The 12,140-nt window shown below is 65.0% G+C and carries 11 protein-coding genes; all 11 read left to right on the top strand.

Translation table 11 applies throughout. From position 1 onward, the window contains the following. The first annotated feature begins 239 nt into the window (after window positions 1-239). The 11 genes from ACVOLI_RS18915 (at window position 240) to folK (ending at window position 12,046) form a co-directional block, all read left to right on the top strand. Window positions 240-518 carry a DUF493 family protein gene (locus ACVOLI_RS18915; protein WP_282271059.1) on the top strand — a complete coding sequence of 93 codons (279 nt, stop codon included), beginning with the start codon at window positions 240-242 and terminating at the stop codon, window positions 516-518. After that, the gene (gene lipB, locus ACVOLI_RS18910; protein WP_481615560.1) at window positions 506-1,207 is read left to right on the top strand and encodes a lipoyl(octanoyl) transferase LipB; all 702 of its coding nucleotides are present in this window, start codon (window positions 506-508) and stop codon (window positions 1,205-1,207) included. The genes ACVOLI_RS18915 and lipB overlap by 13 nt, the downstream gene beginning before the upstream one ends. Before the next feature lie 16 nt (window positions 1,208-1,223). Further along, complete coding sequence (gene lipA / locus ACVOLI_RS18905; RefSeq protein ID WP_481513795.1) at window positions 1,224-2,234, top strand: lipoyl synthase; 1,011 nt, start codon at window positions 1,224-1,226, stop codon at window positions 2,232-2,234. Between the two features lie 207 nt (window positions 2,235-2,441). Next, complete coding sequence (locus tag ACVOLI_RS18900; protein WP_481615559.1) at window positions 2,442-4,613, top strand: carboxy terminal-processing peptidase; 2,172 nt, start codon at window positions 2,442-2,444, stop codon at window positions 4,611-4,613. A 124-nt stretch (window positions 4,614-4,737) separates the two neighbouring features. Beyond that, window positions 4,738-5,286, top strand: coding sequence for a DUF2242 domain-containing protein (locus ACVOLI_RS18895; protein WP_481615558.1), 549 nt, complete (start codon window positions 4,738-4,740; stop codon window positions 5,284-5,286). A gap of 62 nt (window positions 5,287-5,348) precedes the next feature. After that, complete coding sequence (locus ACVOLI_RS18890) at window positions 5,349-6,521, top strand: hypothetical protein (protein ID WP_481615561.1); 1,173 nt, start codon at window positions 5,349-5,351, stop codon at window positions 6,519-6,521. Window positions 6,522-6,546: 25 nt separating this feature from the next. After that, window positions 6,547-7,461 carry a phosphogluconate dehydrogenase (NAD(+)-dependent, decarboxylating) gene (gnd, locus tag ACVOLI_RS18885; RefSeq protein ID WP_481615557.1) on the top strand — a complete coding sequence of 305 codons (915 nt, stop codon included), beginning with the start codon at window positions 6,547-6,549 and terminating at the stop codon, window positions 7,459-7,461. Window positions 7,462-7,664: 203 nt separating this feature from the next. Further along, complete coding sequence (locus ACVOLI_RS18880) at window positions 7,665-9,482, top strand: sensor histidine kinase (protein ID WP_481615556.1); 1,818 nt, start codon at window positions 7,665-7,667, stop codon at window positions 9,480-9,482. Continuing rightward, window positions 9,479-9,919: a response regulator gene (locus ACVOLI_RS18875; protein WP_282271069.1), complete on the top strand. Its 441-nt coding sequence runs from the start codon at window positions 9,479-9,481 to the stop codon at window positions 9,917-9,919. Before ACVOLI_RS18880 ends, ACVOLI_RS18875 begins: the two co-directional genes overlap by 4 nt. 6 nt (window positions 9,920-9,925) lie before the next feature. Next, entirely contained in the window at window positions 9,926-11,443 is a 1,518-nt protein-coding gene (locus tag ACVOLI_RS18870; protein WP_481615555.1) for an ATP-binding response regulator, read from the top strand. 120 nt (window positions 11,444-11,563) lie between these two features. Then, on the top strand, window positions 11,564-12,046 hold the full coding sequence (gene folK / locus ACVOLI_RS18865) for a 2-amino-4-hydroxy-6-hydroxymethyldihydropteridine diphosphokinase (protein WP_481615554.1): 483 nt from the start codon (window positions 11,564-11,566) through the stop codon (window positions 12,044-12,046). Window positions 12,047-12,140: the final 94 nt, after the last annotated feature.

The raw sequence follows: 12,140 nt of genomic DNA, 5'->3' as shown, positions 1-12,140 counted from the left end.
GCCGGGGGCTGGCCGGGGGGCAATTGGGGGCGCGGCGGCCGCCGCGAAGCTGGCCATCTGCATCAATGGCAATGCCCGCAACCTGAACATCCATGAGCTTCGCGGCTGACGCCGCTCCTTCTGCGAGCGTTGCCGGTCAGGCCTCTGCCGAGCATGGCTCGGCACTACCCGGCGTCCATGGAAGGCTGTGGATCGGCTGTGGCCTTGGGTTTGTAGGCGTTCGCCCCGATAATGGCGGCATGGAAATCAAGTCCGACAACCCTGAACACGGCTTCCAGTTCCCCGGTACCTTTGAGCTCAGCGCCATGGGCGCAGCCAATATCGGCCTGGAAGCTGAACTGCCCAAGTTGCTGCAAAGCGCCGGTATCGAGGTACTGGAAGAGCGCATCAGCTGGAAACAGTCCTCCAACGGCAAGTACGTCTCGGTGCGCATCGCCTTCAAGGCGGAGAGCCGCGAGCAGTACGATGCTGCCCACACGGCGATGCGTGAGCATCCGGAAGTGAAGTGGACGCTGTAACCGCCTGTGCGGCAGAAACGCAGCACAAGGCGCTGCGTCCTGCATTGCTGCGGGACCTGGGCCGGCAGGGCTATGAGCCCGTCTGGCATGCCATGCAGCAGTTCACCGATACCCGTACCGACGACTCCGCCGATGAGCTGTGGGTGGTCGAGCATGACCCGGTGTTCACCCTGGGCCAGGCCGGCAAGCCCGAGCACGTGCTCGCGGCCGGTGATATACCAGTGCTGCATGTGGACCGTGGCGGCCAGGTGACCTATCACGGGCCGGGGCAGATCGTGGTCTATCCGCTGCTGGACCTGCGCCGGCTCGGCATCGGTGTGCGTGATTACGTGTGCCGGATCGAGCAGGCCATCATCGATACGCTGGATGAATGGAACATCGGTGCCGAACGCATGGACGGCGCGCCCGGTGTCTACGTCGGCGGCGCCAAGATCGCCGCGCTCGGCATCCGCGTGCGCCGCGGCTGCAGTTTCCACGGGCTGGCGTTCAATGTGTCGCTGGACCTGGAACCCTTCCACCGCATCAACCCCTGCGGTTACGCCGGGATGCAGGTGACCTCGGTGCTAGACTTGGGCGGTCCTTCGGGCATCGAAGCGGTCAAGTCGGTGCTGCTGTCCCATCTGGCCCAGCAGTTCGGCCTGGCCTTGCAGCCGACGCCCGAACTGCCCGATCTGACTACGCGGCTCTGAGACCGCTGATAACGCCATGACTGAAACCACCACGCGCTCCATCCCCCTGCAGGTCGTGCAGGGCGACATTCCGTCCGCGCCGTTGCAGGCCGGTGTCAAACAGCTTGGCGGCGACAAGATCAACCGCTCGCCGGTGCAGTTCGCCGACGCGCCGGTGCTGCGCAAGCCTTCCTGGATCCGCGTGCGCATTCCTTCGGGCAATGCCGTGGCCAACCTCAAGGCCAAGCTGCGCGAGAACCGCCTGGTGACGGTGTGCGAGGAAGCGAGCTGCCCGAACATCCACGAATGCTTCGGCCACGGCACCGCCACCTTCATGATCCTGGGCGAAGTCTGTACCCGCCGCTGCTCGTTCTGCGATGTGGCCCACGGCCGACCGAAGCCGCCGGACGCCAACGAGCCGGCCAGCCTTGGCCAGACCGTGGCCGACATGGGCCTGAAGTACGTGGTGGTGACCAGCGTTGACCGCGATGACCTGCGCGACGGCGGTGCCCAGCACTTCGTCGATTGCATCACTGCCATCCGCGAAAAGTCGCCCAAGACCCGCATCGAAGTGCTGACCCCTGACTTTCGTGGCAAGGGCCGCATGGAGCGCGCGCTGGAGATTCTTGCGCAGAATCCGCCGGACGTGTTCAACCACAACATCGAAACCGTGCCGGACCTGTACCGCAACGTACGTCCGGGCGCGGACTACCAGTGGTCGCTGACCCTGTTGAAGAACTTCAAGGCACAGCACCCGAACGTGCCGACCAAGTCCGGCATCATGCTCGGCCTGGGTGAAACCTTCGAGCAGGTGCAGGCCACCCTGCGTGACCTGCGTGCGCACGACGTGGAAATGGTGACCATCGGCCAGTACCTGCAGCCGACCGCCCACCACCACCCTGTGCTGCGTTACTGGACGCCGGAGGAGTACAAGGCGTTCGAGGATTACGGCTACGAACTGGGCTTCACCCACGTTGCCTCCGGCCCGATGGTGCGCTCGTCCTACCATGCCGACCAGCAGGCGGCCGGCGCCGGCGTCGCTGTCTGAACCAGACCCCGGCATCCCGCTGCGGCCCACTGCCGCAGCCGGGATCGCGTCGATTCGAGTGGTGCCACGGCAGCGATTCACAAACTGCTACGGGGCGGCAGCTACTCTGGAGCCAAGCAAGGTGACAAGTGCCGAAACTTTCGGCACTGTCGGCGTGTCGAACTTGCCCGCAGTCTCCCCACAACATTCGGTGCCACGAGTATTTTGATGAACTACCGAGTTCCCGTTTTCCTGCTGGCCCTCGCGCTGACCGCTCCCGCCGCCTTGCTGGCGCGCGCCAATACGGCCTTGCCCTCGGCAGCGACCATCGACCAGGCCACCACCTCCAAGCTGGTCTACGGCTTGTTGTCGGACAGCCGTTACGCCTACCGCCCGCGTCAGCTGGATGCGGCGACCTCGCAGGACGTGTTCAAGCGCTACCTGGAGTCGTTGGACAGCGGCAAGCAGTTCTTCACCAAGGAGGACGTGGATCGCTTCGCGCCGCTGGCGGCTCGGACCGGTGACGCCATCCGTTCCGGCGAGCTGGATCCGGCCTACCAGGTGTTCGCGGTGTACCGCCAGCGGGTGGGCGAGCGCGTGGCCTATGCCCGTCGCCTGCTGCGCCAGGAGCCTGATTTCACTGTTGAAGAGCGCTTCAACTACGACCGCAAGGACGTGCCGTGGGCAACCAACGCCGAGTTGGACGAGCTGTGGCGCAAGTCGGTCAAGAACGACTGGCTGCGGCTGAAGCTGGCCGGCAAGCCGGCCGCTGACATCCGCAAGACCCTGGACAAGCGTTACGACACCCTGCTCAAGACCATCAACGAGCTCAAGGGTGACGACGTGTTCTCGTTCTACATGAACGCCTACACCAGCGCCGTCGACCCGCATACCGATTACTTCACCCCGCGTACGGCCGAGAACTTCAACCAGGCCATGTCGCTGTCGCTGGAGGGCATTGGTGCCCAGCTGCAGCGCCAGGACGACATGGTGGTGATCCGCGAAGTGGTGCCGGGTGGTCCGGTGGCGATGGACGGCACGCTCAAGGCCGGTGACCGCATCGTCGGCGTTGGCCAGGGTCGTTCCGGCCCGGTCGAGGACGTGATCGGCTGGCGCATCGACGATGTGGTCGGCAAGATCCGTGGCGCCAAGGACACCCAGGTACGTCTGGAATACATCCCGGCCGCCGAAGGCGTGGATGGCAAGCACCGCATGCTGACCCTGACCCGGCAGAAGATCCGCCTGTCCGAGCAGGCCGCCAAGGGCGAGACCATGACCATCCCGGGTGTCGGTGGCGAGCAGGAACGCCGCATCGGCGTGGTCAAGCTGCCGACCTTCTACCAGGACTTCGAAGGCCGCCGCCGCAATGCCGCCGACTATGCCTCTGCTACCCGCGACGTGGCCAAGCTGCTCGCTGGCTTCAAGGCCGACAAGCTCGATGGCGTGGTGCTGGACCTGCGCAACAACGGCGGTGGTTCGCTGGACGAAGCCATCGAGTTGACCGGTCTGTTCATCGAGCAGGGCCCGGTGGTGCAGGTGCGTGAATCCGGCGGCCGCGTCACCGTCAACAGCGACCGCAACCCGGCCGTGGCCTGGGACGGCCCGCTGGCGGTGCTGATCAACCGTGGCTCGGCCTCGGCCTCGGAGATTTTCGCTGGTGCCATCCAGGACTACGGTCGTGGCCTGGTGATCGGTGAAACCACCTTCGGCAAGGGCACCGTGCAGAACGTGGTGCCGCTGGACCGTTGGCCGGCCAGCGAGAAGGAACGCTTTGGCCAGGTCAAGCTGACCATCGCCCAGTTCTTCCGTGTCAGCGGCTCCAGCACCCAGCACAAGGGCGTGGTGCCGGACCTGGCCTTCCCGGCCAGCGTCGATGCCAGCGAGTTTGGTGAAAGCACCTACGACAATGCCTTGCCGTGGACCCGCATCGCCGCCGTGCCGCATACCCAGTACGGCAACTTCGCACCGATCGTGCCGCGCCTGGAAACCCTGCATGCAACGCGTATCCGCGCCGACCGTGAGTTCCAGTGGTGGGAAGAAGACGTGCAGCAGTTCCGCACCGAGGCCGCCAAGAAGTACGTATCGCTCAACGAAGCCGAGCGCCGTGCCGAGCGTGACAAGCAGGAAGCACAGCGCAAGCAGCGCCAGCAGATCCGCAAGGAACTGGGCCTGCCGCTGGATCCGCTCGCCGAGGACAGCAACGACGATGGCCTGACCGGCAACGAGCGTGACATCGTCAAGGATGCCGCCCGTGAGAAGGCGGCCGAGAAGCGTCCGGACCCGCTGTTGAGGGAATCGGCCTCGATCCTCGCCGATGCCTTGAACGTGCTGGAAAAGGACCGCCCGCTGTCGGCGCAGGTGCTGCCACAGTCCACCGGCCCGGGCCGCTGGGCCGACTGACACCGCGCTGCGCACAGCCGAGCTGAGCGCAGCGACAACGGGATCTGCAAGCTTTAAACGCCGTCAACGTAGCCCTACGTTGGCGGCGTTATGCTGTGGGTCTTCGCTGACTGTGGAGTTGCCCATGCGCCGACATCTGCTGCCCGCGCTGGCCGTTGTGAGCCTGCTGCCCACCGCGTGCGGCGGCAAGGCCGTCAACAGCACCTTGCTGCGCGAATCCTTCGATTCAGGCGATACCTATACGCGCAGCATCGATGCTGAACCAGCGCAGGCCTGCGAGGCCGCGCGACGCGCGCTGCTTGGCCAGGGCTATGCGATCACCCGTGCCGATGCCAGCAACGTGGAGGGCAACAAGAACTTCCAGCCCAAGGACGAGGTGCATGAGCAACTGGTGTTGCGGGTGTCCTGCGCCGCGCAGGGAGCCGGCAAGGCACAGGTGTTCGTCAGTGCGGTGCAGGACCGCTATGCCTTGAAGAAGTCGCCGACCTCGGCCAGCGTTGGCGTCGGCGCGTTGGGTTCGGTGTCGCTGCCGTTCGGCAGCAATGACGACTCGCTGGTGCGGGTTGCCAGCAGCACCGTCCAGGACGCGCAGTTCTACCGCAATTTCTTTGGGCGCTTGCAGTACTACGTGGACCAGGCGGCAGCCGTTGTCCCGCTGGAACCGGCTCGATGAAGCATGGCTGGCACGCGAGGCAGCGGGCTGGCCGATGGATCCTGGTGTTGTCTGCGTTGGCGATGCCGTTGCTGGCTGAAGCCGGCTGCAAAATGGCTGTTCTGCAGGAGCTGGGTTGGCAACTGGAGCCAAGTGAGGCGCCCGCGCCGCAGATAACCGGCGGTGATCCCTGCCGACGCGCTTCGCTGGCCGAAGCACAGGCGCAGGGTGACCTGCGCCTGCAGGTGCCACGCGTCTACAGCGCCGTACAACGCGAGCAGTTGGCCGACCAGGTATTGCAGCAGCAGTCGAGCATCTGCGCCTACGCTTTCAAACTTGGTGATGCGGCGCGCACGGCAAGTTCGCGCCTGCAGGACAACCCCGGCTATCGCTTCTCGGCGTTGCAGCTGGGCTGGATCGGGTTTGGCGCCCATGGTGCTCGTGCGCAGGGCTGGCAGCGCTTCCGCAGCTTTGGTCGCGGCTATGCGCCGCAGGCGCGCAATTCGGTGGCGATGGAGGCGTTCTATTCCGGCCGTGTCCGCTCCGAATGCGGGGTGGGGCGGCAGGTGGCGCAGCTGGCGACGTTTCGCGAGCTGTTTGGTGATGCCGCCTTCGATACCGCGTTCAGCGCCGGCGAACTGTCGATCGGCACCTTCCTGAGCCTGCACGACACCCAGAGCATCCTGCTGGGCAGCAGTGCAGGCGAATTGTTCGGCGACGGCAAGGCGGTGCGGACCTCCGCGTTGGGTAGACAGGCATTCATGGGCGCGCCGGGCTATATCGTGCATGTTTTCGATGCTGCATACCTGGATGACATCCACAATCAGGCCGAGAATTTCGTCATCACCGATGTCAGTGCGGCGGCAGCCGATGCCTTGGCCCGGCATGGCGGCTTCGTCCATTACGATGCACTCAACAAACAGGTGTGGGAGCTGGCCCAGCAGTTGCCAGGCAGCGGTTGGCGGCGTTTCGAACGGTTGCTGTACGAGCGTGACGCGGCCTTGCGTGCGGCGTTGCCGGCGTCGCAGCAGGCAGTGCTGGCGCAGATGGATGCGGTGCTGGCCGATCCGGTATACCGCGAGTTGATGTTGTACGTGCACAGGCAGGGCGTGCGTCCGTTGGGTTACCACATCGCGCGTCTGCTGGACCGCAACCCGCGTACCCCTTTTGTCATTGAACTGGTGCTGCACAACCTGCACACCACCATTTACCAGCGCTGGTTGCAGGCCCGCCTGGAGGCTTGCGCAGCAGGATAGTCACTACCGTCGGAGGAGCTTCAACATGGAATTGGGAATGATCGGCCTGGGCCGCATGGGCGCCAACATGGCACAGCGTCTGCAGCGTGCGGGGATTGCCGTCACCGGATTTGATCCGGGTGAGCAGGCGCGGGCGCAGGTGGCCGGGCACGGTATTGCCACTGTGGATGCATTGTCGGCGTTGGTGCAGGCGCTGCCGGCACCGCGTGCGCTGTGGCTGATGGTGCCGTCCAAGGTGGTCGATGCCACCCTCGACAGCCTGCTGCCGCTGCTGTCCGCTGGTGATGTGGTGATCGATGGTGGCAACTCCTGGTACAAGCAGTCGCAGCAACGCGCTGCGCGCTGCATGGAAGCCGGGGTGGCGTTCGTGGACTGCGGCACCAGCGGTGGCGTGTGGGGATTGCAGGAAGGCTATTGCCTGATGATCGGCGGCGAAACCGAGGTGGTGGCGCGTCTGTCGCCACTGTTCAAGGCGCTGGCACCGGCAGCTGATCGCGGTTGGGCGCATGTTGGCCCGGTTGGTGCCGGACACTTCAGCAAGATGGTCCACAACGGCATCGAGTACGGAATGATGCAGGCCTATGCCGAAGGTTTCGCGCTGATGGAGAAGAAGGCCGAGTTCGCGCTGGACGTGGGCAAGGTGGCCGAGGTCTGGCGGCATGGCAGCGTGGTGCGTTCATGGTTGCTGGACCTCAGCGCCGACGCGCTGCAGAAGAACCCCGCGCTGGATGGCATCGCTCCCTACGTCGAGGACTCTGGCGAGGGCCGCTGGACCGTGGCCGAGGCCATCGAACTGGATGTGCCGGCGCCGGTGATCACCTTGTCACTGCTGGAGCGGCTGCGCTCGCGGCAGGCGAATTCGTTCAGCGACCGCATGCTGGCGGCAATGCGCAATGAGTTTGGTGGGCATGCGATCAAGCCTGCTGGCGAGGCGGACTGAGGTTTGTTGGTAGACAAGGCAGGCATCGACACAGGTCCTGCTGACTGGGGGTGCACGGGTACACCTATTCGTGCAATCCTTGGCCGACAGTCAGCGATGCTGTCGTGCTGGTCACGCCACCATCGATTGACTCCGGATCGACACCGTCGATGAACTCCGGGCCGCCGCGACCCGCGCCGGTCCGTCAGCACGCAGGGGAAGGGATGGTGACGCGATTGACCGACGATGGCTGGAGCCGCTGGCGCCTGTATGGGCTGGGTCTGGCCGCGTTGTTGATCATCGTGGTGCCGGCCTTGACCCTGCAGCGGTTGGCGGCCGATAGCGTGAATGCGTCCAACTGGGTCGTGCATACCCAGGCGGTGGGCGCGCGCCTGTACAACCTGCAGGCGGATATCCGCGATGTCGAGTCGGCGGCGCTGACCTTGTCCAAGGGCATCGATTCACCGGCACTGCAGGAGCGCCTGCAGACAGCCGATCGTATCGGGGTCAACCTGACCGAGCTGGCGCAGCTGGTCAGTGACAGCCCGGAGCAGCTGGTGCGCATCGGCAAGATGGACTCGATGCTGGAGCGGCGCATGGCGCTGGCCAGGGAAATCGCCGCCAGCACCGACTCACCCCGACAGCGCGAGCTGATCGAGGAAATGACCTTCCAATACCCGATCCGGCAACTGGTGCAGGAGCTGCAGGATCACGAGGATGCGCTGCTGGTGAAGCGCGCAGCCAAGGCGAGGGAGCAGCAACAGCTGGCGTCGATGGTGACCTGGACCGCGCTGGCGGTGCAATTGCTGCTGCTGGGTCTGGTGCTGTGGCTGTTGCAGCGGCAGATCGGTGGTCGTGCCGATGTCGAGCTGCGCTTGAGCAAGGCCAGCGCCCGCGCCAGTGCGGTGCTGCAGACCGTGCGTGAGCCCATCGTCCTGCTCGACAGTAAACTGCGGGTGGTGCTGCACAACACCGCATTCACCGAGTTGTATGGCGTTGACGATGCCGATATCAGCCTGCAGCAGTTGCAGGACATCGGTGACGGTGCGTGGGAGGACCCGTTGGTGCGCCAGCGCCTGGCCGATGTACTGCTGCGTGGGCGCGAGCTGTGGGATTTCGAGCACCAGCAACGCAGCGTGGATGGCATGCATCGCACCATGCTGATCAATGCCCGGCGCATGGCCTTGCCCGACGCCGAGGATGACGTGGTGTTGATGACGATCAGCGACATCACCGTACAGCGCGCCGTGCAGCAGCACGTGGAGGATCTCAATCACCAGCTTGAAGGCAAGGTCGAGCAGATGGCTGACGTCAACCGCGAGCTGGAGGCCTTCAGTTACTCGGTCTCGCACGATCTGCGGGCGCCACTGCGGCATGTGGCTGGCTTCTCCGACAAGTTGCGGCGACACCTCGGCGAGGGGGGCGACAGCAAGACCCAGCACTACCTGGAGGTGATCAGCAACTCGGCGCAGCTGATGGCGGCGCTGATCGATGATCTGCTGGTCTACTCGCGGCTGGGACGCGGTGCGATGCGCCTGCAGCGGGTGGACATGCAGTCACTGGTGGCCGATACCCGTGCCCTGCTCGATTCCAACCTGAAGAACGAAGCCGGCGAGGATGGCAAGCCGCGTGAGGTGGAGTGGAAGATCGGCAGGCTGCCGGTGCTGATCGGCGATGAAAACATGTTGCGCCAGGTCTGGCTGAATCTGCTCGGCAACGCGGTCAAGTACACCGCGGCGCGCGACAAGGCGGTCATCGAGGTCAACGCCAAACAGCTGCCCGACGGTAGCCATCAGTTCAGCGTCAGCGACAATGGCGCTGGTTTCGACATGCAATACGCCAGCAAGTTGTTCGGTGTGTTCCAGCGCCTGCACAAGGCCTCGGAATATCCGGGCACCGGCATTGGCTTGGCCAGCGTACGCCGTGTGCTGACCCGGCACGGCGGCCGCATCTGGGCCGATGCACAGGTGGATCAAGGCGCCACTTTCAGTTTCGTTCTTCCCCAGGCAACCGAAGCATCCAACAAGGACACCGTGGAATGAGTCCCCTGCGCACCATCCTGCTCGCCGAAGACAGCCAAGCCGATGCCGAAATGGCGATCGACGCGCTGCGTGATGCCTCCCTGGCCAACCCCATCGTGCACGTCGAAGACGGGGTTGAGGCAATGGACTTCCTGCTCAGGCGCGGCGCCTTCGCCCAGCGCGAGGAAGGCCTGCCGGCCGTGCTGCTGCTGGACATCAAGATGCCACGCATGGATGGCCTTGAAGTACTGCGGCTGATCCGCGCCGATGAGGACCTCAAGCGCCTGCCGGTGGTGATCCTGTCTTCGTCGCGCGAAGAGAGCGACCTGGCCCGCAGCTGGGACCTGGGCGTCAACGCCTATGTGGTCAAGCCGGTGGACATCGACCAGTTCTTCCAGGCGGTGCGGACGATCGGCACCTTCTGGGCGTTGATCAACCAGGCACCGGAGCACGAGTAAACACAGATGCCAAACAAGGGAGCGCCATTGGGGCCGTTGCGAATCCTGCTGGTGGAGGATTCGCCGGTGGATGCCGAGCTGGTCGTCGACCAGTTGCTCGAGGCCGGTCTGCAGATCGAGTTCGAGCGCGTCGACAACGAGCCGGCGATGCGCGATGCCCTGGCCGAAAATGTGCCGGACGTGGTGCTGTCGGACCTGAGCATGCCGGGCTTCTCCGGCTACCAGGCGCTGCAGATCCTGCGTGAGCTGCACCCCAGGGTTCCCTTCATTTTCGTCTCCGGCACGATGGGTGAGGAGACCGCGGTGGAGGCGCTGCAGCAAGGCGCCAATGATTACATCATCAAGCACCAGCCAGCCCGGCTACCGTCGGCGGTGGCACGACTGGTACGCGAGACCCGCAGCGAGCTGGAACGCCTGCGGGTTGAAGATGAGTTGATGCGTGCGCAGCGGCTGGAGAGCCTGGCCCTGCTAGCGGCCGGGCTCAGCCATGACCTGCGCAATATCCTGCAGCCATTGCTGATCATTCCCGACCTGATCCGTGACCGCAGCGATGATCCCAAGATCGTCCGGTTGGCCGATGTCATCGCCGAGTGCGGACGCCGTGGCCATGAGATGGTCGAGTCGATGCTGTCCTTCGTGCGCGGCTCACGCCAACCCAGCGAACGGATCGTGCTGCAGCGCCTGTTCCAGGCGGTGGGCATGCTGCTCAAGAGCAGCCTGCCGCGCAATGCCGAGCTGCATCTGGAAGTCTCCGACGATCGCATCGCGATCGAGGCCAATTACACCGAGCTGCAGCAGGTATTGCTCAATCTTGCGCTCAATGCCATCCAGGCGATGCCCGACGGCGGCAGCTTGAGCCTGGTTGCCGAGCGTGTCGCCGGCGAGGAGGGCATGGTGCGCATCCGCGTCAGCGATGATGGCATCGGCATGGATGCGGCCACCGTGCAGCGCTTGTTCACTCCGTTCTTCACCACCAAGACGGAAGGCACCGGACTGGGCCTGGTGTCCTGCCATCGCATCGTCGAGAGCATCGGCGGGAAGATCCAGGTGCAGAGCGCGCTGGGCGAGGGCACCACCTTCGAACTGCTGTTGCCGATGTGCGAAAGTGCCGGCAGCGAGGATGCCGAGCCGCTGGAAAGAACCCGGGTCGGTCATGGTGAGCGCCTGCTGGTTGTCGATGACGAGGCGACACGCTTGTCGCTGCTGGGCAATGCGCTGTCCAGCCAGGGCTATCGCATGCGCCTGGCCAGCGATGGCGCGGTGGCAATGCGTCATCTGCAGGAGGCCGGGCTGCCGGATGTGGTGCTGGTCGACAGCGGCATTCCCCTTTTGTCGGCGGGACAGCTGTTGGCGGAGATGCAGGCGATGGGCTATCGCGGCCCGGCAATCGTGCTGGAGGATGCCAATGCGCCGGCCTTCGCCGATGGCGAGGCGCCGTCGGGGATCAGCGTACACGTGCTGCCCAAACCGCTGGAGATGCAGCGGGTATTCCGTGCGGTAGCCGACGCGCTCGGTGTGGGCTGATACAGCGCTGCTGGCATGTGCGGGTTGGCGACGGCTGGCCTATCATGTGCGCCCCCTCCTACGATGCGGTGCTCAAGCTCGTCCATCGTGGCGCGGGCGGGCCCGCAGGCAAACCAACTCATGACCACCGTGCTCCTCAGCCTGGGCAGCAACCTGCAACCGCAGCATTACCTGCAGGCGGCCGTTGCCGTATTGCGCGAACGTTTTGGCGCGATCCGCGTCTCCCCGGCCTACCGCACCCCGGCCGTGGGTTTCGACGGACCGGACTTCCTCAACAACGCGGTGATGCTGGACACCGAGCTGCCGCTGGGCGAGCTGGACGATTGGCTGCATGCGGTGGAAGACGCGCACGGGCGTGACCGCTCCGGCCCGCGTTTCAGCGACCGTACCCTGGATATCGACGTGGTCTATTACGGCGACCTGGTGGTGGAAGGCCCAGGGCATCTGCGCATCCCGCGTCCGGAGTTGAAGCATGCCTTCGTGCTCAAGCCGCTGGCCGACATCGCCCCGGATTTCATCGACCCAGTCCGTGGGCTGAGCCTGCAGCAGATGTGGCAGCAGCACCCGCAGCATGGGCAGGTATTCGATACGGTGGAGCTGTAAGGCTGCACCTGTAGTGGGGGGGGGGGGGGGGGGGGGGGGGGGGGGGGGGGGGGGGGGGCCGGGCGGGGGGGGGCGCGGGGGGGGGGGGGGGGGG

The sequence above is a fragment of the Stenotrophomonas sp. STEN029 genome (assembly GCF_056760015.1).
Note: the sequence above shows the minus strand (reverse complement) of the source record. Positions and strands in the feature narration are given on the sequence as shown.